The organism is Paraburkholderia fungorum, from assembly GCF_902833645.1.
GTDB classification, from domain to species: domain Bacteria; phylum Pseudomonadota; class Gammaproteobacteria; order Burkholderiales; family Burkholderiaceae; genus Paraburkholderia; species Paraburkholderia fungorum.
The window spans coordinates 189,199-215,825 of the sequence record NZ_CADFGE010000006.1 but is presented as its reverse complement, the minus strand read 5'-3'; the positions used below and the strand labels follow the sequence as shown (position 1 = coordinate 215,825).

Annotated in this window: 33 protein-coding genes and 1 tRNA gene; 11 read left to right on the top strand and 23 right to left on the bottom strand. The window is 57.4% G+C overall.

Annotated elements, in window-relative coordinates:
* Window positions 1-97: 97 nt before the first annotated feature.
* Window positions 98-958, bottom strand: coding sequence for a restriction endonuclease (locus tag HWX91_RS20245; protein WP_081833170.1), 861 nt, complete (start codon window positions 956-958; stop codon window positions 98-100).
* A 586-nt stretch (window positions 959-1,544) separates the two neighbouring features.
* On the opposite strand from HWX91_RS20245, the gene HWX91_RS40830 reads away from it, so the two are divergent.
* Together HWX91_RS40830 and HWX91_RS20235 are read left to right on the top strand one after the other, a co-directional pair.
* The gene (locus HWX91_RS40830) at window positions 1,545-2,717 is read left to right on the top strand and encodes a hypothetical protein (RefSeq protein WP_028198206.1); all 1,173 of its coding nucleotides are present in this window, start codon (window positions 1,545-1,547) and stop codon (window positions 2,715-2,717) included.
* Between the two features lie 84 nt (window positions 2,718-2,801).
* Complete coding sequence (locus HWX91_RS20235; protein WP_042275799.1) at window positions 2,802-3,476, top strand: DUF2971 domain-containing protein; 675 nt, start codon at window positions 2,802-2,804, stop codon at window positions 3,474-3,476.
* A 403-nt stretch (window positions 3,477-3,879) separates the two neighbouring features.
* Here the strand turns inward: HWX91_RS20235 and HWX91_RS41370 are convergent, their stop codons facing one another.
* Entirely contained in the window at window positions 3,880-4,464 is a 585-nt protein-coding gene (locus HWX91_RS41370; protein ID WP_028198204.1) for a plasmid partitioning protein RepB C-terminal domain-containing protein, read from the bottom strand.
* Between the two features lie 310 nt (window positions 4,465-4,774).
* Window positions 4,775-6,526, bottom strand: coding sequence for a recombinase family protein (locus tag HWX91_RS20230; protein WP_244144110.1), 1,752 nt, complete (start codon window positions 6,524-6,526; stop codon window positions 4,775-4,777).
* A 76-nt stretch (window positions 6,527-6,602) separates the two neighbouring features.
* Here HWX91_RS20230 and HWX91_RS20225 point away from each other — a divergent pair, with 76 nt between their 5' ends.
* The gene (locus HWX91_RS20225; protein ID WP_028198203.1) at window positions 6,603-6,956 is read left to right on the top strand and encodes a hypothetical protein; all 354 of its coding nucleotides are present in this window, start codon (window positions 6,603-6,605) and stop codon (window positions 6,954-6,956) included.
* Window positions 6,957-7,325: 369 nt separating this feature from the next.
* Here the strand turns inward: HWX91_RS20225 and HWX91_RS20220 are convergent, their stop codons facing one another.
* Together HWX91_RS20220 and HWX91_RS20215 are read right to left on the bottom strand one after the other, a co-directional pair.
* The gene (locus tag HWX91_RS20220) at window positions 7,326-7,991 is read right to left on the bottom strand and encodes a helix-turn-helix domain-containing protein (RefSeq protein WP_052660782.1); all 666 of its coding nucleotides are present in this window, start codon (window positions 7,989-7,991) and stop codon (window positions 7,326-7,328) included.
* Window positions 7,992-8,002: 11 nt separating this feature from the next.
* A complete protein-coding gene (locus HWX91_RS20215) occupies window positions 8,003-9,052 on the bottom strand; it encodes a winged helix-turn-helix domain-containing protein (RefSeq protein WP_028198202.1) in 1,050 nt (349 codons plus the stop codon).
* Window positions 9,053-9,186: 134 nt separating this feature from the next.
* Here HWX91_RS20215 and HWX91_RS20210 point away from each other — a divergent pair, with 134 nt between their 5' ends.
* The 3 genes from HWX91_RS20210 to HWX91_RS20200 all read left to right on the top strand — a co-directional run bounded on the left by HWX91_RS20210 (window position 9,187) and on the right by HWX91_RS20200 (window position 10,798).
* Complete coding sequence (locus HWX91_RS20210; RefSeq protein WP_127837924.1) at window positions 9,187-10,044, top strand: hypothetical protein; 858 nt, start codon at window positions 9,187-9,189, stop codon at window positions 10,042-10,044.
* A complete protein-coding gene (locus HWX91_RS20205) occupies window positions 10,017-10,214 on the top strand; it encodes a hypothetical protein (protein ID WP_127837925.1) in 198 nt (65 codons plus the stop codon). Before HWX91_RS20210 ends, HWX91_RS20205 begins: the two co-directional genes overlap by 28 nt.
* 62 nt (window positions 10,215-10,276) lie before the next feature.
* The gene (locus tag HWX91_RS20200) at window positions 10,277-10,798 is read left to right on the top strand and encodes a hypothetical protein (protein WP_028198200.1); all 522 of its coding nucleotides are present in this window, start codon (window positions 10,277-10,279) and stop codon (window positions 10,796-10,798) included.
* A 36-nt stretch (window positions 10,799-10,834) separates the two neighbouring features.
* Here HWX91_RS20200 and HWX91_RS20195 read toward each other — a convergent pair whose 3' ends face one another.
* Entirely contained in the window at window positions 10,835-11,116 is a 282-nt protein-coding gene (locus HWX91_RS20195; protein WP_028198199.1) for a hypothetical protein, read from the bottom strand.
* Window positions 11,109-11,921, bottom strand: coding sequence for a hypothetical protein (locus HWX91_RS20190; protein WP_028198198.1), 813 nt, complete (start codon window positions 11,919-11,921; stop codon window positions 11,109-11,111). The genes HWX91_RS20195 and HWX91_RS20190 overlap by 8 nt, the downstream gene beginning before the upstream one ends.
* Window positions 11,922-12,407: 486 nt before the next feature.
* Here HWX91_RS20190 and HWX91_RS20185 point away from each other — a divergent pair, with 486 nt between their 5' ends.
* Entirely contained in the window at window positions 12,408-14,021 is a 1,614-nt protein-coding gene (locus HWX91_RS20185; RefSeq protein WP_042275795.1) for an AAA family ATPase, read from the top strand.
* Window positions 14,022-14,351: 330 nt separating this feature from the next.
* On the opposite strand, the gene HWX91_RS20180 is transcribed toward HWX91_RS20185, so the two are convergent.
* The 12 genes from HWX91_RS20180 to HWX91_RS20125 all read right to left on the bottom strand — a co-directional run bounded on the left by HWX91_RS20180 (window position 14,352) and on the right by HWX91_RS20125 (window position 20,703).
* On the bottom strand, window positions 14,352-14,561 hold the full coding sequence (locus tag HWX91_RS20180; protein WP_244144109.1) for a helix-turn-helix transcriptional regulator: 210 nt from the start codon (window positions 14,559-14,561) through the stop codon (window positions 14,352-14,354).
* Between the two features lie 33 nt (window positions 14,562-14,594).
* Window positions 14,595-14,816 (bottom strand): helix-turn-helix transcriptional regulator, encoded by a 222-nt coding sequence (locus HWX91_RS20175; protein ID WP_028198197.1) that lies wholly within the window; start codon window positions 14,814-14,816, stop codon window positions 14,595-14,597.
* A 56-nt stretch (window positions 14,817-14,872) separates the two neighbouring features.
* The gene (locus HWX91_RS20170; protein WP_028198196.1) at window positions 14,873-15,133 is read right to left on the bottom strand and encodes a pyocin activator PrtN family protein; all 261 of its coding nucleotides are present in this window, start codon (window positions 15,131-15,133) and stop codon (window positions 14,873-14,875) included.
* Between the two features lie 82 nt (window positions 15,134-15,215).
* Window positions 15,216-15,620, bottom strand: a complete 405-nt coding sequence (locus HWX91_RS20165) for a hypothetical protein (protein WP_028198195.1) — start codon at window positions 15,618-15,620, stop codon at window positions 15,216-15,218.
* A gap of 538 nt (window positions 15,621-16,158) precedes the next feature.
* The gene (locus HWX91_RS20160) at window positions 16,159-16,677 is read right to left on the bottom strand and encodes a hypothetical protein (RefSeq protein WP_028198194.1); all 519 of its coding nucleotides are present in this window, start codon (window positions 16,675-16,677) and stop codon (window positions 16,159-16,161) included.
* Window positions 16,678-16,735: 58 nt separating this feature from the next.
* Window positions 16,736-17,764, bottom strand: coding sequence for a hypothetical protein (locus HWX91_RS20155; RefSeq protein ID WP_127837926.1), 1,029 nt, complete (start codon window positions 17,762-17,764; stop codon window positions 16,736-16,738).
* Between the two features lie 24 nt (window positions 17,765-17,788).
* Window positions 17,789-17,932 (bottom strand): hypothetical protein, encoded by a 144-nt coding sequence (locus HWX91_RS20150; RefSeq protein WP_156034539.1) that lies wholly within the window; start codon window positions 17,930-17,932, stop codon window positions 17,789-17,791.
* A gap of 172 nt (window positions 17,933-18,104) precedes the next feature.
* Complete coding sequence (locus HWX91_RS20145) at window positions 18,105-18,476, bottom strand: hypothetical protein (RefSeq protein ID WP_028198192.1); 372 nt, start codon at window positions 18,474-18,476, stop codon at window positions 18,105-18,107.
* Window positions 18,477-18,613: 137 nt separating this feature from the next.
* Window positions 18,614-18,811, bottom strand: a complete 198-nt coding sequence (locus tag HWX91_RS20140; protein WP_028198191.1) for a hypothetical protein — start codon at window positions 18,809-18,811, stop codon at window positions 18,614-18,616.
* The gene (locus HWX91_RS20135) at window positions 18,808-19,380 is read right to left on the bottom strand and encodes a replication protein P (protein ID WP_028198190.1); all 573 of its coding nucleotides are present in this window, start codon (window positions 19,378-19,380) and stop codon (window positions 18,808-18,810) included. Before HWX91_RS20135 ends, HWX91_RS20140 begins: the two co-directional genes overlap by 4 nt.
* 49 nt (window positions 19,381-19,429) lie before the next feature.
* Window positions 19,430-20,437 carry a hypothetical protein gene (locus HWX91_RS20130; RefSeq protein WP_028198189.1) on the bottom strand — a complete coding sequence of 336 codons (1,008 nt, stop codon included), beginning with the start codon at window positions 20,435-20,437 and terminating at the stop codon, window positions 19,430-19,432.
* Window positions 20,437-20,703, bottom strand: coding sequence for a hypothetical protein (locus HWX91_RS20125; RefSeq protein ID WP_028198188.1), 267 nt, complete (start codon window positions 20,701-20,703; stop codon window positions 20,437-20,439). The genes HWX91_RS20130 and HWX91_RS20125 overlap by 1 nt, the downstream gene beginning before the upstream one ends.
* Window positions 20,704-21,293: 590 nt before the next feature.
* Between HWX91_RS20125 and HWX91_RS41220 the strand changes: the two genes are divergently transcribed.
* A complete protein-coding gene (locus HWX91_RS41220) occupies window positions 21,294-21,836 on the top strand; it encodes a pyocin activator PrtN family protein (RefSeq protein ID WP_311734540.1) in 543 nt (180 codons plus the stop codon).
* A 510-nt stretch (window positions 21,837-22,346) separates the two neighbouring features.
* Here the strand turns inward: HWX91_RS41220 and HWX91_RS20115 are convergent.
* Entirely contained in the window at window positions 22,347-23,462 is a 1,116-nt protein-coding gene (locus HWX91_RS20115) for a site-specific integrase (RefSeq protein ID WP_042275791.1), read from the bottom strand.
* Window positions 23,463-23,533: 71 nt separating this feature from the next.
* Here HWX91_RS20115 and dusA point away from each other — a divergent pair, with 71 nt between their 5' ends.
* The 3 genes from dusA to HWX91_RS20100 all read left to right on the top strand — a co-directional run bounded on the left by dusA (window position 23,534) and on the right by HWX91_RS20100 (window position 25,445).
* A complete protein-coding gene (dusA, locus tag HWX91_RS20110) occupies window positions 23,534-24,592 on the top strand; it encodes a tRNA dihydrouridine(20/20a) synthase DusA (protein WP_081833169.1) in 1,059 nt (352 codons plus the stop codon).
* 108 nt (window positions 24,593-24,700) lie between these two features.
* Window positions 24,701-24,776 (top strand) — tRNA-His (locus HWX91_RS20105).
* Between the two features lie 399 nt (window positions 24,777-25,175).
* Window positions 25,176-25,445 carry a hypothetical protein gene (locus tag HWX91_RS20100; RefSeq protein ID WP_028198184.1) on the top strand — a complete coding sequence of 90 codons (270 nt, stop codon included), beginning with the start codon at window positions 25,176-25,178 and terminating at the stop codon, window positions 25,443-25,445.
* Window positions 25,446-25,593: 148 nt separating this feature from the next.
* On the opposite strand, the gene HWX91_RS20095 is transcribed toward HWX91_RS20100, so the two are convergent.
* The 3 genes from HWX91_RS20095 to HWX91_RS20085 form a co-directional block, all read right to left on the bottom strand.
* A complete protein-coding gene (locus HWX91_RS20095; RefSeq protein WP_028198183.1) occupies window positions 25,594-25,974 on the bottom strand; it encodes a glyoxalase superfamily protein in 381 nt (126 codons plus the stop codon).
* A gap of 71 nt (window positions 25,975-26,045) precedes the next feature.
* Window positions 26,046-26,288: a DUF6566 family protein gene (locus tag HWX91_RS20090; RefSeq protein WP_028198182.1), complete on the bottom strand. Its 243-nt coding sequence runs from the start codon at window positions 26,286-26,288 to the stop codon at window positions 26,046-26,048.
* A 110-nt stretch (window positions 26,289-26,398) separates the two neighbouring features.
* On the bottom strand, window positions 26,399-26,596 hold the full coding sequence (locus HWX91_RS20085; RefSeq protein ID WP_028198181.1) for a hypothetical protein: 198 nt from the start codon (window positions 26,594-26,596) through the stop codon (window positions 26,399-26,401).
* Window positions 26,597-26,627: the final 31 nt, after the last annotated feature.

Here is a 26,627-nt window from a genome sequence, read left to right as displayed (position 1 = left end):
GTTCGACCGATCTGTTCGACCCGACTCGGTCATCCGTTCAACGACAAATGAACGGCTCTTCTTGAAGTGCTGCTGTCGTCCCTTTTGATGCTGTCTGTCATATCGAGAACCATCGCCCCCAATTCGAAGGGAACATTCTCTGCTGGATTCCGCCTTCAAATTCGCTCTTGTGCTTGTAGAAGGTAGCCGAAGGAGGACGTGTTTCAAGGATTTCATCCACATACCCGATCCACCCATTAATTTCTTCTTGGTGCAATGCTTGGTACAAGTCGACCCAACCCAAGTCGACAATGTTGCCTAGACACCGTTTGCAGCCATAGAGATACTCCAGCGCGCCGCGATCATCTGAACAGACCATTGCCATTGATACCCTGATCATGTCCTCCCGGAGAATGTCCACTCCGCATCCCAAACAACACAAAGGACGGTAGTTACTCGCATGAGTATGCAGCGGGTAACTTATCCCTTTTGGAATACCATACTTCTGAAGAACATAAGATGATATTTTTGGGAGGTAATTTGAAATGCGATTTCCGTCGTAAACAATGCATTCGTGGCCTGCATTGGTTAGTTGCTTGAACCTCTCATCCAAGCCCGTGCTTGTCATAGTGGAATAGACTCCAATGAAGGCCGATGCGCCATGCTGGATCATTCGGTCAGTGATTGATACTTCATCGTTGACTCCCACAGACTTATTGGATGAAGCGAAGTGCTTGCAACTAACCAGATAGACCTTGCCATTGAAAGACACCAAGCCGTCTCGCCCGCCATCCGGGCCGCGCGACGGATACCGCTCAATTGAATAACCCAAAGAGTTTAGGAAGTCGAGCGCAAAAAATTCCCACTCGTCCGAGTTCATTCCAAGGAAAAAATCGTGATAGACGTTCATTAACCAGCTCGCTCTTGAAGGTGGGGAAACAGCAAATGCAACAGCGCCGCACGTTACTTCTTTCATCATCGCCCTCGCGTGGATTGGTCGGCGCGTGGAGGCTTACTAATCGGTTACAAAGGGCGCTCGTTGGATATTATCGGCCAGATCGCGCTGGTTCTTGAGCCAGAATTCTAAGCCCCGCTTTTCGGCGAACCTAGGGGGCTCATAGATGCTCGATTCCCGCCGGTCCGCCCAAGGCGAGCAAAACTGATCCGCGTTCACCTGAGCCGCCCAAGCGCCATCGCATCGGCAAGTTCACGAGTGGCAGTTTCGAAGCGCAGAGCGGACGCGGGAGAGTCGCACACTTGATAACACTAGACGGCAGATTGTGGCCTGCTAGCGCCCGATGGCCGAGCGCGACGACTCCTTCGGGCGCGCACTTCATGCAAAATGGCGTAACACGACCGCGGATTCAACCGGTCGATGCAACACCTAGAATCTCCGTGAGCCCGCCGATCGCCACATTTTCGCTCTGGCCGTCAAAAACTATCGACGACTCACACACCGAAGCAAGGTACAACAGCGCTTGAACCGAGGAAAACTTCTCTACGGCACCGGGCGGAGAATCACGCGGTATAGTGTTGCAGAGAGATTGTCCAGCACACTTATCACCATGACCAACGACAATACGCTTTCGGCCGAACTTATTCTTGTACGCGACGCAGCTCGTCGAGCTTTGGGCGAAGTTCGACCAGGACAGATCACCGATTTTCGCGCTCTTTATGGCGGTAGCCGATCCAATGCCGGACGCGCATTACCCGAATATTATCTGGTCTATTTTCTTCTCGTCGGATTGCTCGGCTTTCAGAATCTTGGACAGGGTGACAAGGTGGCGTGGTCAGTACCGGTTGAATATAAAGGACACCTATTCCTGATCGAGCATCGCAAAATGGGATTGGGCGTCTTCGCAGATGACGTAGAGAACAAAGAAGATGTGATTCGCGAGGTCGTTATTCGGATTCAAAAAGCCATAAAAAAAGCTGAGCCTTATTTCGAATGGCTGGCAAGTCAAGCCCTCGCGCGCTCCGCCGTGAATGTGACAAATAATAGTAGCGAACTGTTTGAGCGCTACAATTTTTTAGTTGACAGCTTCAAGGCAAAAGCGACCGAGGCACACGCGCGAGCCCATGAACGTATTGCAACCAAACCGGGAGCGGTGCGTTATGTTGGGCCGATGTATGTTAGTACGCAGTTGCGGCGAGAGGCCAGATGGCTTGCGCTTGCAGCAATTGACGCGTTCTATAGTTGGACGGAGCACGTCTTCATCCACATCGCAATCCTCTTAGGCCGTGTTACGACAGCTGACGAAATAACCGTCTTGGCTCAGGCAGAATGGTCGGCGAAGTACAAAGCAGTTTTCAATCTGAACGAGAAGGAAGCGAAGCAGCATTTTGACAAATTGAGCGAAATCCGATACGAGCTACGCAACTTCACGGCACATGGTGCTTTTGGCAAGCGGGGTGAGGCGTATCGATTTCACTCAGGCGCAGGAGCAGTTCCTGTATTTTTGCCACACAAGGCAGGAAGCCGAAAATACCGATTAGGGGCGGGAATTGCATTCCGAGAAGAGGACGCCCTCGTCCTCATCGATTTGTTCATTGATTATCTTTGGTCTGATGGGCGCGAACCTGCGCGGGCATATCTACACGATACCGAATTGCCGATCATCCTTACCTACGCAGCTGATGGGACCTACGCGGCCGCGATGACCTCAGCCGAGGACATGAACGCGTTCATAGAGCATGAACAATCGGCTTGGGATCGTGCTGCAGATATGGATTTTTAGCATTTCATCGTGTTGCCCTAAGCGACATTTGTATCTACTGAAGTTGAGACAATCCACGAGCTTTCCACCCCTGGGAGCACCTGCATGCGGCTTTACTACCTAACGGCCGAAAAGTGGGCAAAGAAGAGCATTGAGGAGCGCCGGTTGAAAATCTCGCTCTTCGAGGAATTGAACGATCCATTCGAGCTGGTACCTCATATTTTGCCAACCCGGGAGCATCGAAAGGTTGCTGAGGTATTGCGCAAACACCTGTCCACGCAGCGCGGAGTGATTTGTTTTTCGACCGACTGGCAAAATCCGCTCATGTGGGCGCATTACGGCGCGAAACACTATGGCATCTGTCTCGGGTTCGACATTCCTGATGAACTCGCAATGCGGGTTAGCTATGAGCCGAACCGGCTCGACTTCAACATTGACCTTTCGGCGCCCAACGCCGGAGTCACTCCAGAGATGGTGAAGGCCATGCTGCTCACGAAGTTTGAGGCGTGGCGTTACGAGAACGAATATCGGGTCATGGCAGAACTGCAAGACAAGGATAAGGATGGGCGCTATTACGCCGACTTTGGCGAGCATTTGATGCTGCGTGAAGTAGTCATTGGGGTGCGCTGCGAAATCTCACAACGCCAAGTCGCTGAGTGGATTGGAGAACTAGGCGATGGCGTGGAGATCCGCAAAGCGCGGTTGGCGTTCAAGCAGTTCAAGATTACCGAGCAACTCAAACAACCCGTTCTGGTAGCCGGTCATAGCAAAACTAGGTAACAGGTTCCTTTCATCTCGCAAACCGCGATCGCCAGCGCTTCGACAGTGTGCGTCCGGTGAAATTGATACTGGAGTGCGCCGCCGATGGGTCAGGCCACCCGTATCGGATAAGCTGACTCCGACGGCCGAACTATGGTTTAGCGGAAGGCCTGCCTCATCCGGTATCTCAACGACTGGGAGTTCAGATATAGCCGACGTTCGAATGTCCAACATAGCGCAATGGCGAACGACCGCTACTGGCCGACTGCGGCAGTTCAGATATCTTCGCCCGACTAACTTGATCTGCCCCTTGCGGCTTAAGTGCAAAGGAAGCGCCGTCAAAGACGGCCCCCGTTTTTTTGGAACGCTGCCGGCTGGTTCGCAGCAGCAAGCAAATTCCCCGAAGTCTCTCACCGGAATCCGTTCAGTTCCGCCTCGTCTGCGCTGCCTGAACGGCACGGGTGTATGGCAATTTCATCGTTCGCCTGGACGCCTTCGCCTTGTCCGACACTGATACAAGTTCCCCAAGTGTCATGGCAGCGCTAGGAGCGTGTGCCAGAAGCCACGCCCTGACGACGTCATCCTGCATCCGGCACCTGACGAAACTCGCGGTGAGAGCGAGACAGTAAAGGTCATCGTGATAACGGGGTGTCAGGGACCGCACTGTCTCCAGCATATGCGTAAGACCTTTTTCCATCCCGGAAAGCAGCCTTGCGCCATGACGGTCGGACTGCCTACCGCGCGGATCGTCGGCGCGTTGTGAGGCAGGTGTGGCCGCGAGCAACGCACGCGCAAGATCGCCCGAACAGTTGTTCGTTCCAACCATTACGCGCGCTGCGGCCAGCTGACGGGGACCTGTCATTCGCCTGAGCGCTGAAGTGGCGCGCTCCGGTAGCCGGTACCCGGCCAGCACGGCGAGCGCCTCCGGACAGATGCCTGCCGGAGCGGCCTGCCCGTCCGCGACCTCCGCGACCCGGGCAACGAATCTCGCAGGTCGGCCGGTTGTCATGAATCCCCTCCACGCAGCCGTTCCCGAAGGAGCCGCGGCATCGTCACAGACCCCTCGCCTCTGAGCAGAGCGACAAACGCGGGATCGGACAACAGCTCGCGCAGTACGTTTTCCAGAATGGTCATCTCCGCCCGAACCGATTCCATCCGTCGAAGAAGCGTCTGCTGCCGCGCGCGTTCGAGCCTTAAAACCTTTCGCGCCTTCGCTTCGGGCGTTGATTTCCGGTTCGCGGGGCACCGATCATCGCACAACGACCCCCGAGCTTCGTCCGCAGGCACCGCCCGCTCGGGGCTAGCGGGATTTGCGCGTGTCATGGCGTCGACCTCGTCCCCGGATTAGGAGCCGCCGGCAGCACGTCGAGCGGAACCGTCTCCGCCAGCGCGAGCAGCGCTTTCAGATCGGGATGCCGGTAGGCCTCGAAATGGGACTGGCCATGACGGAATACCACGGTGTATTCACCTGCGCGAAGACTGCCACGCGGCAGGATGTGGAAATCAGACAGTTCGGTGCCGTCGCGCTCGATGCGTCCGTACACCAGAAAGTCGATCGCGAAGCAGTCTGGCCAGCGGGCGACCCAGTACGGCAGATGCCCCTGGATCATCCACGGACGACGCACGACCAGTTGCATCCGAAGCGCGCCATCGACGCACAGCGTGGCGGTGTGCTTTTCATACCGGACGTCATGTCCGAGTTCGCGCAGCATGGCAGTGACGCTATCCGCGACGTGCTGTTCCATACGCCGCTCGACACTCCGGTTTTCGGAGCGCACGGGATCGAGGTTCGGTGCATAGCCGATGACCTTGTACGCCTCGTTGAGACTGCCAAACTCGTGCGCCACCTGCTCCGCTGACGGGGCGCTCCTGTAGCGCTTGAGCAACTTCTGGTTGAGCCTGCCTGTTCGGCTTATTACCTTGCGCATGCCCTCAATGATCTCGTCGCGCGTCGGTCGGCGCCTGCTTTCCGCAAGCTTCGTCTGGACCGCCGCAAAGAGTTGTCTGTCGATTACGGGGGCAAATGCATCGGTCACCCTGATCCATTCATGAGGTGGCAGTTGCTGCCATGGAGCATCGAGTTTGGACGTCGTGCGGCTGTAGACATTGGTGCCGATATATTTCTCGTTGCGCAGAATCTGCAAGACATTTTGCCCCTGCCACGGACGCCCCTCGCCGTTGACGATCCCGAACTCGTTCAGACGCCGCGCAATCCCGGCCGCCGTCACCGATTGCGTCGCATACCACTCGAACATCCTGCGCACGATCGCTGCTTCGCCCGTAGTGTCCGGGACCACGATGACGCGGTCAGTTTGCACACTCTTGTATTCATGACGGGCAAGCGGCTGCCGGGCTTCCGCGCGGGCATTGACGAGCACACGCCGCAGACCGTATCCCACAGGCCCCGCGGTGTGGTATCCACGCTGCACGTTCAGACAGTGACCAAGAAATACCTTGCGCGACATCTCCCGGCTGAATTCACCGGCCATTGCCCGCTTCATCGCTTTCATGACCGATGAGAGTGGACTGCCGTCGTTCTCGAAGGGCTCGGCGATATAGATCACACTTACGCCTGCGCGCCGGCATGTGTACTCATAGAATGCACTCTCATCGACATCCTGGAAACGGCCCCAGCGGCTGACGTCATACACCAGAACGCTGGAAAACCTTCGGGCAGGATTTTCCACATCGAGCAGCAGCTGGATCAGCGCCGGGCGATCGCGCAAGGTGAGACCGCTGATACCCGCGTCTTCGTAGTCCCGCACGATCCGTATGTTGTGTGTTGCGGCATAGCGGGCAATCGCTTCGCGCTGGAAAAGCGGAGAATATTCCTGGTGGTCGGTGGACATGCGAATGTACTGCGCGGCCCGGGGCGGCGCAGCCAGGCGGGTGGAACGCGTCGGGGCGGAGGGCATGGACGCTCGACAGACGGTAAGCTTCAGTGCTAGTGTTTTTTGCTGCGAAGTCAAGCTCGGGGAAAGCGCCTGCCGGGAAAGCGGACCAGGATTACTCCCCCGCGCCCGGTCCCAGTCCGGGATCGGCGGTATTGACTGCAACGCGATACCTGCCATCCCCCCGGAACAACAATTCGCAAGGTTACGAACGCGCGAACCTGCGGCACCATGCTCACCGTATGCGATAGAACCGATGATCGAACCTGATGGACTTGACGACGAAGCACGTGCGGAACTGCTTTGCTACCTTGCAATAGCCCAGCTTGTTGCGAGGGCACGCAGCGGTGACTGGCTACGCACCGATCACCTCGTGGAGTCGGCGCGCATCTGGCTTGCGGCAAACGGCGCGAACGCGGGCTGGCGGGAGCGGGTACGGCTTGGCGCGCTCTCAGAACGGATCGCACTCGGCCTGGCGGGTCTGCCGGATTTCAACGATGCGCAATACCTCGCCAGGCTGTTCACCGACGGCTGGAGACCGGACTATCGATCGGCTGTTGTACGGGCGATCCACGCAACCTGTGTGGCCGAACTGAACGGGCACGCATAACCTGCGAGTCGCGGTTACTTTCAGCTCTTTGATTGCGACACGGAAGAAGGTGTCGCCCGCGTTGAATCGAACAGCCGACCATAGTAAAGCGCCGGAATCGACCGGGATCGAACCGATGTGCAGTTGCTTTCTCGGTGAGCGGTGCATGTCCGGCGGCGAAAATCAGCCGGACAGTCGGCTGGCGAAGGCTGGCGGACGCGGCTGGACGACGCCCCACGCGACTACGCCAGGTCGCGCGGCATGATGTAATGTAAGCCCGCTTCGGCGTTTTTTTGTTTTGCAGTCTGCGGTGGGGACCGCTGTTTCTCCCGGATACGGGGCACCGGCTCGGATCGTTGGGCGCCAGCGTATACGAATGTTGACCGACGATTACTTTCGCATATTGATCAGCACATGCGACAGGCCCAATCCTGTTGCGAGATGCCAGATGTAGAAACGCGAGTAGCGCACACCGAACTTCGTCTCGATGGCCGTTCTAAGGCGCCCATTCGACCAATGGTCAGCATCGATGCCCTGTTCCCGGGGAGACTGCCGTAAGGCTGACGCAATCCACGCAAGCGCCGCAGCGTCGATAGTTCCGGGTGCTCGTCGGCTCGGCGCCTTGTGCGGCTGCATCCGGTCAAGTAACCCGAGATCAATGGTGAGTTTCCGGATGTACACGTCGGAAAACCGCAGGCCGAACTCGCGCTCGATAACAGTCAGCAATTTCGGATTTGACCAGCGATCCGTTTCAAAACCGTGCAACCGGGGCGACCCCTTTACCGTCCTAACGATCCAGGCTCGGGCTTTGTCATCCAGCACCGATTTTCGTCCGCCCACGCTGATTCGTTCGATTCTTTCGATGCCACCTGCATCCAGCATGGCTTTGTAGTCCTTGACCGTTCGAACGTTCATCCCCACGGTCTCGGCGACGCTCTCAACAGGCCAGCCTCTCTCGAGTAGTTTTGCTGCCTGAAGGCGCTTTGCGGCGATTGGCTTCAGCCCGGAGTTCGAACTCATGAGGTCTGCGGAAGTTTCGATGGCATATTTTTGCATAGAACTGCTGGTCAGCTACGGAACCTTGTGAGCAGGTCTGCCACGCCGGCCCGAGTGGCAATTTCCCAAACATAACCTCGAGAATACTCAACGCCCAGCCGACGATGAAGCACGATACGCAAGCGCGCATTCGTCCAGTGATCGGCGTCGATGCCGTGTGCTCGTGGCGACTCCTTGAGTGTAGCGGCGACCCATGCAAGCGTTAGATCGTTCATCGTCACGCGCTTTTTCTCCGTTCGCGCTTTAGGCGGGTACATCCTGTGTTCCAGCCCGAGCTTGCTGACCAGAGTCCTCACGTGGCCGTTGGAATGGTAAATACCGAACCGCTCCTTGATCAGCCGCTGAACATCTCCGTTTCGCCAGAGTCGAGTTTCATAGCCGTAGGCCATGGGGCTCCCTTCCAATGCCTCCCGCAACCATTTAAGGGCTTCGGGGCCAAGTGTAGCTTTGCGTCCGGATGACTTGAGCTGTTCGACAGCCTCAACGCCGCCAGCCCTTACCATTGCCCTGTATTTTTCAATGGTTCGCACACTGATGTTGAGTGCTTCCGCAACGTGTCTGACGCTCTCCCCTTTTAACAGCATCTTCGCCGCGATTTTTCGACGCGCTGCGTAGGCGTCACTCTGCGATTGTTCGGCAGTTGTGGGCGACGCCTTTTCCTGCGTTGAATAGGTCAGCCGGTATGCCAGGCCGTAGCCCCTGACCAGGTGGCCGACATGCGAAGCCGAAAACTGGACACCGAGGCGTTGAAAGATCAATTCGCGCAACTGGTCAATGGTCCAGCACGGTCCCGGATAGCCGTGAAGGCCAGGAGAGTGCTTGATTGCACTGACAAGCCAGCTTTCCGAAGCATCATCCAGGCGTGGAACGTTTCCATTGAAACGGAGCTTCGCCAGCGCCTGCGGTCCACCCTTTTCTATCAGTTGCTTGTATTTACTCACGGTCGGAAGGCTCAGTCGAGCCTTCCTGGAAACTTCGCTAACACCATCACCGTTCAACAGAAGCTTGGCGGCAAGAGCCCTACGTTCTGCGAGAGGAATATCGTCTATCGGTTTGCCCATCGTCCTGCGCAAATGAATCGGTTGTTATGTCGTATTGCGGTCTCCGTATTTATACACGATTCAAAACAAATTTAGCGACGGGCGACTTGAAAGCCCGACAGCGAGACATGGATGTGAAAGCTTTTTGAAATACCATGAAAAGCACTGTTTCGGGCCAACTGCGCGGCAAACTCACCTTATTACCGGATTTTCTGAATGGCTGTTTGTGGAATGCTTTTCGGTCGTTCAACATCTATAGACGGATGTCTGTTCGTGGCCGAGCCCGCCCGATGTCCCCCACGGGTGAACTTGCAGGCTGCACGTCGCGTGCGGGCCATGCGGCTGGTCCCTCCACTGCGACGTTGCTTTGGATATTGCGAGGCGCCCGTTGGGCGCCGATAATCGGCTCACCAACAACAAAGGGGCCGGTCATGACAGCCAGCATCGCTGATGTCGCGGGGATCATTCAGGGGATAGGATCGTTAGTCGCCATTGGTGCGGCGGTTTGGATTTACGCGAAGCAATACAGCGACAAGAAAGCGGATGACGAAAGTGAAACCCGCGCGTTCGTGCAGGCGGTCCGCGATGAGGTCGAAACCGTCTGGAATGACTATGATGCGGTCATCCGTCAAACTCTTCTGGAAACTGAGGAGGGCAGGCCATACGTAGCATTTACGCCGCCGCTCAACGATACGATGGTCATCTATCGTGCCAATCCTGGACGTCTGGGCAAAGTCGATGACGAGGAATTGCGCAAGCACATTGTCGCGGTGTACGTAAGCCTCACGGGGGTATTCAACGGGTTTGCGCTCAATAGCCAGGCTATCAGTGAGCTACAGCAATTGGCCGCGCACTACCAGGGGCCGGACAAGGACAAACTCGTTGTCGGAAGGGAACAGGGAATGGCAACGTTTGCGCACAATCTCAAGAAACACGATGAGGAACTAAAGGGTAATGTAGACGCCATGCTGACCGCTGCTGACTTATGGATAGCAAATCATCCGGCGCGCTAGCCAATGCCTTCAGTTGCCGCCCCATTGCGTTGGCGTCGGGGTTGACCGGCGGCGGCGAGCATCCGACAAGGCTCGATATCACGCCGTTCTTTGCCGCTGGCATGGACGAAGGCGAAGCGCTCGAAGCGGCGCTCAATATCGTTGCAATTGACGTGCGGTGCTCGGCTTAGGTACGCGATCGTGCCAGTTAGTCAGTACCATCGAGGCGGAAAACAATATCGGGAATTCACACATGAGCTGGCATCACGAGGATTGGCTTTCTTTCGCACAAGCTACGGCATCGACAATTGCGATTGCAGGCGCCTTTGGCGTCGTATTTATTCAACATCATCTTGAGAATAACCGACGCCGCACGGCTGAGCGCGCAGACGCTCGACGAGTGCTTCGGATAGCTATCGCGTTCACTAGTAGGGCATTTGTTGTCGTGAACAACATCTCCCTAGCACGGAGCGACGAGGAGTGGATAGAGCGCGACGAAGATAGAAGGAAAATGCAGAGCGACCTGAATCAAACGCTTGAGGCTATGAATGGACTCCCGATACACATTCTTCCGACAGCAAAAGCCGCGGAGCAACTCATCCGTGCACGCAGCGAGCTTGCAGCCGCTTGTTTCGAGGCGTCGAAGTCCAGAGATGCCGATGGCCCCGGCAGTCCTGCATATGGGGCCCCTTGGGGGAAATGGGGCGCGCGCCTCTCGGATGCTGCAAAGATTCTTCGCGAGGAAGACAACTCGTTCGGAGACTCGGTCCTCTGATTTAGTTAGTCGTGAGCGACGGTACGAATCGGAAAATCAGTCAATGGTGAGGATATCCGGGGGCGATGGAGCACGGGCGGAGCCGCCCGAGAGAATCTCGGCAAGCTCTGCATCGACGCGTGCGCACATGGCGTCATAAGCCGGATCGACAGCCATCCTCTCATCCGCCGCGGTGTGCGCCACGCGCGTGACGGCGGCCATGCTTGGCAGCATGACGGTCACCGTCGAGCGCTTTGCTTCGGGATTTTCCGAAGCTATCCCTAAGCGGTTTTCCTGCTCGCGAATCCAATGGTTGATTTGGGCGTGTGACTTACGCATGCGGGACCTTTCTGTGTTCCACGTCGGTTACTGCTATTGCGTTCGGGCCGTACGGGGCGGCAGCTTTAAGCAAGCTCACACCCTCGCGCACATGGACGATGATCCGGCACGGCGTCGGCTTCAGCGGCTTGCCAACGAACTCAGCGACCTCCAAGCGGACGCGCTGAAGCTCGGCGTCCATTTCCCCTTGGTGCAGAGCGAGCAGCGCGGCCACGTTGCGCTGTGCGGACAATGCAGCCCCCGGGCCCTCTTTCGTCCCGGCCTTCTTCAGACTCTCATACAGCTTCGAGCGAGCCGCGTTCAGTTCCTTCAAATGCCTGGCGTTGATCGACCGTTGCCGCGCCACGATGGCGGCCTTCACGAACTCCTCGCGCTCCCATTCGCCCAGACCGTCAGGCACCTGCATTTCGTCGGCGTAGGCGGTCGATTGCGAGGCGGTTTGGATCGTCCCTCCCCCCGGGTTGACATCCGTTGTCATCCCCTGCGCGGCGGTCTGCGACATGAAGACGCCAGACACCACGCGCGATGGCGAAACGCCGGCGTCCGGGGCGTACACATGCGGGCTCAGGGTCGGGCTCGGCACGGCACTCTCTGTAACTTTAGCCTGACGCTCGCGAGCAGTCAGATGCACCTGATTCGGCACGCCGATATCCTTCTGCCACTTCCCTTCGCGGGCCTTGCGTGCGACCAAACTCTTAGAGCAATCAAGTACTTGCGCGATTTTCCCGAAACCTAGACCGGGTTCGGTTTCGTAGCGCTTTCGGGCCTCCACCCATTGTTCATCGGTAATTTTCTGCGCGGACATATCCTTTCCGGTCTGCTGTTCAATGGAACCATTGGACCATCCCGACCTAGCGGCGTACACAGGCCTACACGGGTCGTGCACAGGCCGTACACCACCGGGGAAGCTATCCGAAAATCGGATAGGCTTGAAAAATCTATAGAGTGGCAGCGACCGCTTACGCGGAACACTAGAAACGGCCTGCGAGGTCATGCGTGAGCGATAGCGTTCTACGACGAATCCCCGGGAAAGTGAGTGAGCGGTGCGGCGTGGCGGCAAGCCAATCATCAGGGGACCGAGTTCGGCCACAAGCCGACGCCTATATCCTCGTGCGTCGGACGTTTAGATGTCGGTTCAATCTTGAAAACGGCCCTCCAATGCGCGCTCTTCGCGTCACTTATCAGCCAAAGCAGAACTCACATCGATCTGACACCGGACGACTCTTTCCGGTATCCTTTCTCACGCTGCCAGTGCTGAATCTGTCGACCTATTTTTGCTACCGGATTAAAGATGCGAATTACCAGCATAAAACTGAAAAATTTCAAACGCTTTTCGGATCTCGAAATTACTGGAATACCGGAAACGGCGAAGCTGGTCGTATTAGTGGGACCAAATGGGTGCGGAAAATCTTCGCTTTTTGATGCACTCCTGCATTGGTACAGAACAAGAGTCGGCTTTGGTTACAATGGAGACGAAATTTATTACAGAAAAAACAAAGAAGAGGCGTTCGGGTGGAATGAGACTGTTGAAGTAACTTTAGCCGGCAAAGAACAGCCACAAAAAGGATGCCTATACATTCGCACCGCATACCGCAACGACGCCGATTTTAACATCAGTGGCATTAATCGACTCAATTCGCCAGCCGATTCTATTCGTTTTAATCGATTGATAGAGAACGATCAAACAGTTGGGGAAAACTATCAACGCCTTATCTACGACACAATGGCCGGCGTCTATGACGAGACAAACAACAATAAGTCAGTCGCAACACTTCGAGAGGAATTAATTGGGGCGGTGCGCCACTCCATGAAAAATGTCTTTGGGGATTTACTATTAAATAACATTTCGGACCCTCTTGGTACCGGGGCGTTCTTTTTTGAGAAAGGGGCTTCTAAGTCTTACCACTATAAGAACCTTTCTGGAGGCGAGAAAGCAGCGTTTGACTTGTTATTGGATTTACATGTAAAGAAGAAATTTTTCGGTAATGCAATTTATTGCGTGGACGAACTGGAGACGCACCTACATACCAAGGTGCAAGGCAAGCTAATCAAAGAGATGGCGTCCATTTTGCCGGTAAACTCCCAACTTTGGGCGACGACTCATTCGCTTGGCGTGTTGCGTGCAGCGCAGGAGATGGCGGCTCAAGATCCAGGGTCTGTATGCGTTATCGATTTTGACGGCGTTGACCCCGACGTCCCGCGGCAGATTTTACCAAGCAATCTGGGTCGGATTAGTTGGGAGAAGATGCTTTCTTTAGCGCTCGACGATTTGTCGACTCGAGTTGCGCCAAAATTTGTCGTTGTATGTGAAGGATCCTCCATTGGCTCGCGCCGACAGAACTTTGACGCTGAAATCTATAATCGGATTCTCGGTGGTCATTCGCCAGACACGCTTTTCGTTTCTGGCGGCGCCTCGTCGCAGGTGGCAGCAACTGGTGTATCGGTCCAAGACGCGCTTCGGCAGATCATCCCGTCCGCCGCAGTAATCGCGCTGTGCGACCTTGATGACAAGTCGGCACAGGAAGTCGCAGAATTTGAAGAGTCGGGAAACATTGTTCTTCCGAAAAGAAATATCGAGTCGTATTTGTTTGCCGATGACGTTATTGAAGTCCTCGTGGGTAAGGCAGGGAATGCCGATCTATTGGAAAAAGCACTCGAAATAAAACAGATCGCTTTAGATAACTGCCTGCAACGTGGTAAACCTGGCGACGACCTTAAGTCCGCATCGGGGGAAATTTACACGAAGTTAAAGCAACTATTGCGACTGATCAGAGTGGGCAACTCGCCGGACGCATTTATGCGCGACACCCTCGCACCCCTCATTCGCCCCGGCATGAAAACTTATGATGAGTTACATGACGCTATAGTGAAACGGATCATCGAACTGCGTCATCGAGTTGAATGATTGTGATCTGCGCCGACTTGGCAAGTTTCTGCCGCGGTTCTGAAACGAGCATACGTATTTGATTTAAGACTTGCGTGGTCTGCTGCCGTAGATTCACGTGGGTCAGCCAACCGCTCGTTCCGACAAACGGTCGGTAGCCAGCCTGATGGAATGACCATTGGACCGTAGAAGCCGCCGTTGCCGTTGTGGCGGCCCAACGGCAGCAACGGGTCGAACTGCGACCGTCCAACCGGCAATGAGCGAAGACCGTCGGTGCGACGCTCACCGCTTCACGCGTGGCGAATGCTTGCGAGAACTCATCACGCCGGGCGAGCCTCACCGCCCGTCATCTCAGGAGTCTTGCCGCCCCGCGCTGGGCGGCGGCAGCACATCAGCGATCGGGCGCGCGTTCGCCCACGCCTCGACCTCGCTCACGAGCCAGCCAACCCTACGGCCGGATAGTATGCGGGGGCTTGGGAAGTTCCCCTCCTGAACGAGCCGCTGAACGCCCCTAGTAGACAGGGCGACGGTCTCAGCAACATCCTGCAGGTCAAGAAACATCGGTCTCATTCTTCCCCCTACGCGCCTCGCTTATCAAGACGCTCGCCGCTCGCCCGCGCTTGGCGGCGGCAGCATATCAGCTATCGGGCGCGCGTTCGCCCATGCTTCCACTTCGGTTACCAGCCAGCCAACGCGCCTAGCGGAAAGTGCCCTCGGCTTCGGGAAGTTTCCTTCACGCACGAGTTTCTGCACGCCCCCGGTAGACAGTGAAACGGCTACCGCGACGGCATCGATATCCAAGAAAAACTGAGTCACTTCAAAGGTCCTTTAATTCGTAGTGTTTCACACGATTCGTAGATGCTTTCGGTTAGTCAACAAAGCTGATTCCGCTCTTTGACGGCTGCCGCGCGCCGCTCGTCAATGTAGTTTGCGAGGTCCTGAAGGTGGACGCCCTGCGCCGCCTTTTTGCAGTCTACTTCCATGCGTACGAGCGGAAGCGGAATGTCGGCCGACGCGACCTTGCGACGCAAGTTCGGCGACGTGAGGGTCGCAAAAAAGTGACGGCATACGATGTCAAACGGGACAATGACTTGAGCGCCGGATCGCGCCATCAATGAAAAAACCGTATTCATTGGTGAAATTTCCGTCCGTCTTCGGCCCATGAATCACTTCCGAGCCGAGCCGTGCTTCATGAGCGCCACTCGGCACCCGCACTCAACCAGCGTTATCACACCCGATATCATTCAGGACTGACACCGCGAGGTTGACCCCGAGTTGAGCAAGTTCGGCGACGTTGATATCGCCTAGAGCAGCAATCCCAAGAAGCAAATTTTTTGCGGCCCTGTGTGCCGAAACCGCGCGCGTAAGGCAATCGGCTGCACCAATTACGTCGTTCGCGCTGGCGTGATCACGGCAATCAGCGAGCCCGTCGCGGGCAGCACGGCCACCAATCCGCGCAAGGTCGGCAACGTCATCGTTCGCAGTAGCCATTAGCTCGATTCGAGAAAACAAAATTGATAGCACGTCTAAGCCAACCATGGCCGATTGCAACGTGCTGCCTACCCCAAGCAAGACAAGTGCGACGATTGATGTTTGACTGCGAACTGATGTGACGTTCATGGTACGGCTCCTATTGCGGGTTAGACCCGCACCCCGTCGCCAAACGGGGTGGGCGGGCAGTAAGCGGGGTTGGCGAACCAGGGCAATAGGACCCGGCAGACTCGAAAGTCTCCCCGCCCCTGCCCACCCATAGGCGTGCAAAGGCAACAGACATCAAAATTGCCGCGCGGCGGCCGTCTGCCTATTGCATGTCAGGTCGCCAAACCCGAATCGCCTTTGTTTCAGCGACGACTGAACAATACCGTGCGCGGGGCCTCTTGCGCAACTGCTTTATCAACCCATCCAATTGATTTTAATAATCTTTCTCACGCGCAGAATTTCTGAATAACAGTCTTCGTCTAGCGCAGATTCGATTAGCGGCTGCTGCGCTGGATGGTCGCATGGCCTACCCCGCTTGCATCGAAGAAAACACAGCTTTTTTATTTAATGATCCTATGCGACTCGGACAGAACAGTCTCATGGCATTTTCAGAAATCCCAATATTCCCTCGCTTTCAATTTTGTCGTGCGCTCTGCCTGAATGCCCCCTCAGCCGGCCCCTATTGCAAGGTCTTCGGCGCGGCCACAAACACACTACCGCGCGACTCGGCAGCCAGCAGAGCCTGCAGTTCGTCGCGGGAAGCCCTCGCCACCTGCAGCGAGTAGTGGACGTCCGGATTGCCGCAGAACACCCGCAACTGCAGCAGCGGGCCGACCCTCTCGGCTGCGGGCGCGGACTCGACACCAGCCTCGACCAACTGAACAAGCGTGGCCGTCGGCATGAAGTCTTTCGCGCGGGCCGGGTCCGCCCCTAGGATTGCCAGTCGGGTTTCAAGCGTCATGATCGGGCTCACCTCATTCGACAGGTTATCGAAAATAGCCACCCACGCGAACAGAAACTCGACCAACTCGATGCGGCGCACAGTCGCGATCAGTTCCGCCTCGGCATTGCCCGCATCACGGCAGCGGTCCTCATTGGCGAGTGCGTCGGCAAGATCGGCGAAGCACTTCTGCGATAGCTGGCGGATGCACTCCACCTGCTCGTCGGTCGTTGCCATCGGCATTTTTTGGTCTGTCATAACACCGATTCTCATTAGTTGATCGCGGCCCGGGGAAGTCCGATCTGCGGCGCAGCGGTCAGAACGGAATCGAATCGTCCATTTCTTCGAGGCGCGGAAGCTTGGCGGGAACGAGCTTCTGGGGATGCGGCGCGACCTTCTTAGAGAGTGCACGTGCGGACGTGCAAAACGTCACTTCGGATGCCTGCGCATACCGCTCAGAGACGCTACTCAGATACGAGCGGGCCAGTGCAGCCAGGCCGCGATGATACTTGTGCTGCATCCAAGGCGCGCGGGTAAATGCACGATAGCGCGGGCAGGCATGATCCACCTTGGCGAGCCCGTGTTTAGTCTTCCAGCAATTCGAATAATCAATCGCAAGGTCGTGCCAATCCTTCGCGCATTTGTCGTGTTCGTGAGCGGCAACTACGAAGTTCAAAATCGCGGCTTTGAGCGTGCGGCCGGCAACATGCTCAACGAACAACTGCGCGGGCTCACCCATTGGGTTCTTCGCCTGCTCTGCATTCGACTTCAGGATGCGCTCATACTTCGCGCTCATGGCCGCATCCACCTCGTCGAAATCGGCCGAGTCCTCGCAGTCAACATAGATGCCGTACGGATCGCCACTCACGTTTTTAAACTCGGGCGCACCCACGTCAATCGGCTTGCCGATATGCTCACGGTAGAACGCCACGAACTTCGGAACGTACTCAGCGGAAGTGTTTTCCTCGGCGGAGCGCTCAATGAATGCCATGTCCGCCGTCACCATGCACAGGTCTTCGCCGACATAAGCGAGCGTCTTACCTTCGGCGAGCAAGCGCGTGGCGTCCGCCTCGCTTACGCGCATAGCAGCAGCGCCGACGCCGTCAAGGTCAACGATGCGCTTGCGCTGCAGCGTGTTGCCGTGAATCTTGAACGAATGAAGCTCGTAGGCCATCACGGGAATGGTTGCCGGATCGAATACCGGCAGCGTCGGATCGAACGCCTTCGGCGTGGCCTTCTTCGCGGGAGCCTTCTTTTCTGCGGTTTTTCTTCGTTGCTTTTGCTGCGATGGTTTTCCGCCATAAATCACCCAAATATTTAGTAATACTAATTTTTTGCAATGCACCTGATCTACCCGGCTCGGGCCTATTTATACGGCTTTTCCTTTCGAACAGAACTCGACAAGCGCGGCCCTTGCCAGTTCCGGCACGCTGCGGCCGTCGCGCTGGCTCAATGCCTTCAGCGAGTCATAGAGCGGCGTTGGCACTTTCAGATTCAAACGTTCTTGCTGCACTTCGATTCTCTCCTGTTGAGTGAGTAATGACATTGTGCCCCGCTGCGACACGGCTAAATCACCCAGAAGCCACCTGAGACACTCGGGAGCCCACCACACGGGGCGGAACGAGCGACCAGGTGGTGTTCGTCAATCACGAATGAGCTTCGTCGGTCTGCATACGGTCGATCAGTTAAAACACTTCCCCCGCGTCCTGCGTCCCGCCGTCGCGATACTTCACTTCGCCCTCGCGCAACATCGCGGCGAGCGTGTCCTGCACGGCCTTGTGTGCCCATAGCGCGGGGAACATGCTAGGCAGATACTTGAGCAATATCGGGTCACCGGAACCGACCGTGTTGACCTCGTTGACGGCCCCGTGCTGCTCGCCGAGCGACGTGGCGGCGCGGTAGCTCTTAGGCGGGCGGCCGGGCTTCGAACTGGCACGCCACCGAATCTCAGTCATACCGGCCGAGTGAAGTACTTTGTTCGCCGCGACGGCGGTCAACGCAATCGAGTTCGCGTTCAAAACCTCTGTCAGCGACACCGCCAGTTCGTTCGTGTTCATGTTTTCTTCCGAAAAAGCAGACCTCGTAAGAGGTAATTTAAAGGGTTCGCGAGGCCATCACTCACGCCAGCGTACCGGCGATGGCTCAGAAACCGCGCCACGGGCCGCATTTCGACCCGGGCGCGCAGTTGGAACGGTTAGCGCGGCCCCACCTTCACGCGCAAGCGCTCCTCGTCATCAAACTCGTACGTCGGCGAACCGTGGATCGGGCGGCGACCGTGGGCCGTCTCGATTGCGGCAAGCGCGATTTCGATTTGGCGCGCGTTGATGTTCTGCCTCGCCCTGAAGCGATCCAACATCAGCCACGCCCAGTAAAGCCCCACGCGCCCGCTCATGCCGCGACCCCTTCGCCATCGTTAGGCTGCTTCGCCCTGTACTTCGCCAAGCCAGCCTTCAGTGCGTTGAGCGCCGCAGTTCCCTCCTGGCTCGTCTGCACTGGCGGCGGCGGCAAGCGCTTCGCGGCCTCGGGCACCGGCTTGATGGTTTCCGGATTATTCAACAGCGCTTGCAGGGCACGCGTAAAGCGCGGTTGCAAGTCGGCGGGCGTGCGGTTCAGCATGTCGTGCTCAGTCACTTCGACGGCGGCCCAAAAGATCGCCGGATGACTCCATATGTCTTTACACTCCTGGCGCGCGCGCATCTGACGCATGGCCTCATCCAACGCGGCCATCGGGTCCAGCTTCGGGCGGCACGCCTTCAGGAACTGCGGCAGGTTCGGAGCCCAGTCCACGTACATTTGGCGCATGTTGCGAATCCCGATGGCGATCTCGTCGGGCGTAATACGGTCCTCCTCAAACGCCTCGGCCCACGTAGTCGCCCAGTTGTCCACCGCGCTCTGGCTCGGGAAGTATGTCTTCCATGAGCCAAGGTACACGCCAGACAGACGCTGAAACAGCACATCCATCAATGACGGACGCAGAGCGTCAGAAGCGTCGCCGGGCCTCGCCGGGCGCTTAGCGGTCCACTTCATTGAATTGCACGTCGATGCAATCGCTGTGTTTTTCATTGCCGCGCTCCGTAGGGCTGTTGGCGTTGGTTTGGCTCACGTATGCGAGCGGGTCGAACTTCTCGGCGCGGGCAGGTGCGCTCGTTTGCGCCGTAATCGCCCACTCCAACTCAAAATGCAGATCGGGGCCCAAGAATGTCTCGGCACGCTTCACGTATTGCGACCCGGTATTCCCCTTGGCGTCGCAGTACTTCGCATAACGCACCACGCCCGCAATCATTGCGTCGGCGCCCTTTCCCTGCACGATGCGAGCGCGCCACGCCTTCATGGCGGCCTGCTTGTTGCTCCCGCCGTCGCGCTTCGGGTAGAAGCCCCACGCGGTTTCGAAGTCAGCATCGGTCTGCTTCGGCTTGGTCGCAGTCACCTTCCCGGCAGCGGTCGGCTCCGCAGGCAGCAGACTTCCCTGAGCACCATTCGAACTCTCGCCCTCACCCACTGCTTGCAGCGCTGCATCGTCAGTCGAAGCCGCTGCATCGTTCTCTCCAGCTTGCTCGACAGAGGAAAGAGGTTTACTAACCGTAGTTGAAGATGAAGATGAAGATGAAGGGGTTGCCGTTTGGTTGGCTTTTTGGTTAAGCAAATTAGGATTTCCACCCTTTTTCCCTGCTTCGCGGCGGACTTTGCACAGACTCTCGTCGGCGACCATCCGCTTCGAATACAGCGCGCCATCCCCATTCCTAACCTTTGCTACACCATAGGTTGTGAGATTGGTTACCGTTTGGTTGAGAGTTTGGCTATCCAAACCAAGGATGTTCGCAAGCGCCTGCAGCGGCATCGGGACGCCGTTGAGCATCAGCACGCCGCGCTCGGATGACTCATGCATCAGACAGAGAATCTCGAACCACACGCCGCGATCATGGAAGCCCAGCGCCTGGACGCCCGGGTCTTTGCGCCAGTCCGCAGGGTAGAACTGCATAGACGGCATCTTTGCAGACGCGTTCTTTTTGGCGGCCATTACGCAGCCTCGCTACTCGTCACGGTCGCGGCCTTGGCGCGCGGATTGGCAGTGCCGTGCGTGGCGATGAATGCGGCGCGGGCGGCGGCGGCTTCCTGAGCGGTCGGATACAGGCCGACGTGCTTACGCTTGCCGTTGGTGAGCTTCACCTTTGCGGTCCACTTGCGCGCATTGTTGTCGAATGAGACGCCGAGGAAACCGGACTTGCACGGGCGGCCGCCCTTTGCTTTGTTGCTGGACACTGCCAGCGAGGTATTTAGAGACATGAGACCACCGTAACGTTAGGTGACCTAATGGCGATGCAAAGACACGCAACCCACTTGCACAAGGGGCAGAATTGCGATACTCTCAAACCTGATTTGAATGACTCCCTAGACATCAAATCCTTGCATCACCAATCGGGCCACGATTGGGTATCACCGAGAGAGGCCGCCCCGCGAAGGTGGCCTTTTTCACGTCTACGCGTCGAACTGCACGCACATCCGATATCCCGTCCGAACTCCACGCAGCACCCGCCGCGCTTCGTCCATGACCGGCACTCTACGGAAGATTCAAAACGAGTACAAGATGGGTTGAATCACTGGAACCCCCGTCCAGCAAGGGTTTTCTGCGTGCCGAGGAGAAATTAGAGCCGAAAATCCTTATGGAACCTGCATTCTGTTTTTTGGGCAGAAGCGGGAAATAAATTTCGAGCAACAAGATATTTTTCTGCGCTTAGGGACGATCCCGGTGTGCGAAAACGGTGGGCGAAATTGTGCGGTCTGTACAACGCGCAGAATGTCGAATAAAGTCGCGCTCCAGAAGGGCGAAACCGCAGGGGCGGCGTCGCCCTTTTTTCGTTAACTGGACCGAACACATGAACGAGAACCCTCTTTTTTCCGCCTTTTTTGAAGGCTTCAAGCCAGCCCGCCAGCGCGAGCGCGCAGCACTTACTCTGTTCCGCGCGTTGGAAGCCAAGCAGGACTCTTTTGTGCAGCCGGGCGGCGGATCGGCAGCACCCGCCCGCGCACCACTTCGCACGCGCTCGGCTACTCGCAAGCCCGCGACCGGCGACGACGGCGACTCGGAAGGTGAAGGGCCGCGCTTCACGATCAGCACGTCGCCAACGGATGGCGTGGTTGTTGGCGCGGCCACGTTGAACACGGCGTTCATGCTTTTGACTCAGTACGGGGGTCGCGCCATCGTACCGATTGAGATTGCCTGCGAGGACTATTTCGCGCCGCTCACGCTGCCGAACCTGCGCCGCAAGATCGCGGCGGGCGACATCCCCTTGCCGCTTGTGCGCATGGAAGCCGGTTCAAAGAAGGCGGCGCAGGGCGTCCACATTCAAGACTTGGCGCTTTATATTGATGAACGCAGGACTGCTGCGATCAAAGAGCGGGACCAACTCTGCAGCTAAGAGAGACCAAGGCGGCGCACAGCCGCCGTGAAGGAATGCTCGCAGCTCGCCGAGTGATCAGCCGCCGTGCGCCTTCTGAAGCACGGCAATTAATCCTGTGGCAGCACCGATGCCGCCAACTATCAGGCTCGCCAACGGCGTGACAATCGTGAACCAGTGAGCGCGCCGCTCATGCCTCCAGCGCAACTCCTCGCGAATCGCCTCGCGGAGGCTCTTGACCCCAGAATTGTCAGCACGCGTCGATTCTCGAAGGGTGTCTCCTCCCAAGCCCCCTGCGAGTCCGGCAGCAAGACGCGAAGCCTGTTTGCCTGTCTGACCAACGCGCGGGTGTATCGAACGTCCTGCTCCTCATTAAGGATCGCGCTCTCGACCGACCAGTCGTCGTGAATCCGCTCCAGCGCATCCTTATTTGCCCTCGCGTGCTCAGCGCGCCGGATATCCCTGGCGTACGACGCGTCGATGTAAGCAATCAGCGCACGCAGACGCCAGCCCCGGCGAAGCGGTGAATGATCAATGAGCCAGTACGGACGGCTCCACTTCGGTCTTTTCATCGTTGGTCTCCGTTACGGGTGCCAGTACTTCAAGCCACTTCCAATTTGCCCACTTGTCTCCCGACTGCCGAATATGTGCGTACCTCTGAAGACTGCTCCAGGAGCGATGCCCTGTCACTGCGGCAACGTGCGGGATGTTCAAGCCAAGCTCAAATAGTCGGCTAGTCCCCTCATGGCGAAGATCGTGAAAGTGAAGGTCCGGAATCGTGAGGAACTTGCACGCCTTCGTGAAACTCCCGCTCACGCTCCGATGGTTGTACGGGAAGATCGCGCCCGACCCGCGCTTCATCGCGTCCACCACTCGCCGCGCCTCTGGCGGCAAATCCACCCAGGTATCGTTCCCGATCTTCTGCCCGGGGTGCTTCATATCCCGCACCAGAACGCGGTCGCCTTCGTAATCTTCCCATGTGATACGGCAGATTTCCTCTTGCCGGCGCGTGGAGAACAGCGCGAAGACGATAATCTCGCGCATCGGTATTGCCGCACGCTCGCGCGCTTCCATGTCCGTGTAGTAGGCGAGAATCCGATCGACCTCATCTATGGTCGGACGGCGGCTGCGCTTGTTCGATCTTCCACTCTGCCCTAGCTTCTTCAGGACGGCCCGAGCGTCCTCTATCTGCCTATCGTCCAACGGATAGCCCCACGCTGGCCGTGCGACGGCGAAGACGGCTGCAAGGTGGCTCACGTAGTTGCCGACGGTCTGCGGCTGCACGCCGAGCCCCTGCGCGAAGCTAACAATTGCCTGACTTGTGACCTCGCTGCACTTCAGCGAGCCGAGGGCCGAATCTTCGATTGCGCGCAGCACCTGCTTTTTCGTCCGACCAATGTCGCGCTTGGACTCGCGTTTGTAACGATCGATTGCATCCTTGAGCGCCGGGTCTTCTTTCATTGCGCTTTCAAGGGTGCCCGGCTCGGCCAACTCCTTTTCGCGCCTCGTCAGCCAGGCGGCTGCGGCGGGTCTCCGGTCAAATGTCTTCGCCTCTGTGTAGACCACGACGCCGTCTTTCTTTAGGCGTATCTGAGCGGTATAGCCGACGGTGCTATCCTTGCGTTTTCTGGCTGTTATTGTGCCCATGGTTTCCTCAGTGCTACACGGTGGAAAATGAGGGCTACAGTGTAGCACTGACCCCGAATTCAGTAGCATTTATGAGCATTCAGCAACACTCACCAACAAACTCAGATGGCCCGCTAACCCGCGCCACACAAGGCAGGAGCCCCGAAACACCGTCCCGACGGGTTTCCGTCGCGCCGATGATGGACTGGACCGATCGCCACTGCCGCTCGCTGCATCGCGTGATATCGCGCCATACGTGGCTCTACACCGAGATGGTCACCACCGGCGCGTTGCTGCACGGCGACGTGCCGCGCCATCTGGCGTTTACGCCCGAAGAAGCGCCGGTTGCGTTGCAGCTCGGCGGCAGCGAACCGGACGATCTCGCGCGTTCAGCGAGGCTGGGCGAGCAATGGGGCTATGACGAGATCAATCTGAATTGCGGCTGCCCGTCCGAGCGCGTGCAGCGCGGTGCGTTCGGCGCTTGCCTGATGAACGAGCCGCAACTCGTTGCCGATTGCGTGAAAGCCATGCGCGACGCCGTCTCAATACCGGTGACGGTCAAGCACCGGATCGGCGTGGATGCGGTCGAAGAATATGACTTTGTGCGCGACTTCGTCGGCACGGTCGCGGACGCCGGTTGCAACGTGTTCGTCGTGCACGCGCGTAATGCGATCCTCAAGGGCCTGAGCCCGAAAGAGAACCGCGAAATTCCGCCGCTCAAATACGACTACGCGTATCAGTTGAAGCGCGATTTTCCGCATCTGGAGATCATCATCAATGGCGGCATCAAGACGCTCGATGAAGTGGAGACGCATCTTCAGCACGTCGACGGTGTGATGCTTGGGCGCGAGGCCTATCACAACCCTTATGTGCTGGCCGACGTCGATGCGCGCTTCTATGGCGCAACGGATGCGCCGCTCACGCGCGAGCAGGTCGAGGCGAAGCTGATCGAATATTGCGCGGCTGAAATGGCGCGCGGCACGTACCTCGGTGCAATCACGCGTCATGCGCTCGGTCTCTACCGCGGGGAAGCCGGTGCACGTGGATGGCGTCGCGTGTTGTCGGATAGCAAACGCCTGGCCGAGCGCGATCTGAGCATCTTCGACGAGGCAAGACAGCATCTGCGTGAGCCGGTCGAAATTTTTGAATAAAGGACTAGGCAAACGGAATTCTTGTTCGTATAATCTCGTTTCTTCATCGACGAGCCAAGTTTCTCAGCAGTTAAGTGAGTTGCTTAGCAAGTCAAGCAGATGTCAGTGGTGGCTGTAGCTCAGTTGGTAGAGTCCAGGATTGTGATTCCTGTTGTCGTGGGTTCGAGCCCCATCAGCCACCCCAAAGAATTCAAGCAGCAAAAAGTTTGATCAAGCGGCGTTGTGAGAAATCACAACGCCGTTTTTGTTTTTGCGTCGCGGTTTACCGCGCAATGCGGTCTGCCCACATGCGTGGGGCGAGGCTGATCGTCAGCGTGCACCAGAGAAACGGCCAATAACCCACCCAGCCAATCCGGTCTTTGACCGCAAAAACCGCTTGACTACCGGGGTCGGACCACCGCTGACGCCCGTCAGATATAGGCCTGACAGATTATTTCAGTACCAAGAATAGTAATTTCAGATTATCGGTACAAATTTTCAATAGTAGGGGTATACACTGCCTTCCATCGACGTTGCAGACACACCCCTACCGGCTCCTGCGACGCCTTCCTGAAATGAAATCGAAACTTATCGGAGTCACACCATGAAGACCAAGCTCATCGCCGCCCTGCTGGTTGCTGTTTCTGCCTCGATCGCTGCTCCCGCATTCGCTAGCGGCTACGGCCCGGCACCGTTCTATCGTCCGGCTGTCGGCGCACCGGCTTCGCAACAAGGCCAGAACGCGCAAACCGTCGCAGCTGAACGCGCTAGCGCCGAATCGAGCGCATACGGTGGCGTGAACACCGTGTCGTCGCAATCGGGTACGCGTGCACCGGCTTCGTCGGGCCCGCAATCGGTTTTCTTCGGCCACTAATCTGTCGCTGTTGAAGGTTGCCGTTCACAAGACGGCAGCCGAACTGGGCGCCGCGCATGCAGCAATGCATGCCGGCGCCCAGTCCCGTTTACACGGCGGCCGCACTCACGTCACCGAGCCCATCCACCGAGCCCCAGCGCCACCGTCATCACACCTCGCGCTTTTCCTCTTCCGGCGATTCGCAAAACCGGATCCGGTTACCGAACGGATCGATCGTCTCGAGCACTTTCCCCCACGGCTCCTCTTCAACGCCCGGTTTTCCGTACTTATAGTCTTTGCGCTGAAGTTCGGCATGCAACGCGTCGATGCCCTGCATCGGCACGTAAATCGTCGAGCCCGGCGTCGCATCGCCGTAATGCTCGCTCAGGTGCAAAATCAGATCGGAACGGCGCACTTGCGCATAGAGCGGAGTATTCGCCTCGAAGCGGTGTTCCCAGTCGATGGTAAAGCCAAGAAAGTCTACGTAAAACTCTCTGGCTTTCTCTTCAGAGAAAATACGGATGATCGGAATAGCGCGCGCGAAATGCATTGCGGTCCCCAACAGGTCGATACGGAACCGTCAGCTTAATCGAATGGGCTTGCCGGTTCCGGCGCCTACGGTTATCCGCTAAGACCGGCATCGATCGTTTCGCGCGCCGCCCTGAAGCCGGCCTCTGCCGCGGCATGCTCCGTGGGCCACAGGGTGTCGATGTGGACGAGCCGCCAGTCGACCACCACCGCGTCATTGCGCAACACCCGAAAATGCGCCTTGACGCCGGTCAGCACCTGCTCGACCGCGACTTCGATCTCGTAGTCCTGATAGCGCTCCTGGTAGTCGCCCATGTCGAGGCCTTTCGGCTCCATGATCGCCTCCTTGAGGTGTTCCGGGTCAGGGTGAAATGCGCACGGCCATGCGCGCCCGCCGGGCCGTCGCTACGGCTCGAACCAGGGACCGACAAATCTTCATCTGACGATTAGTCGCAATCGCCAGAAAGATACTGCCGGCCGCTAACGGTGATCTCGACGTCGCCGCTGCCCGCCTCGGCGGCAAGGCCGTTCGACAGCAATTCCGCCGCGATGGACTGCGCGAACTTCGGCACGGGCTGTCCGACACCGACCTCGTTCAGGCGCCGCAAAGCTTCGACCGCTTCCGGACTTAATGACTTCGACATGGCCGTCTCCGTCGTGATGCTGAATTTATCG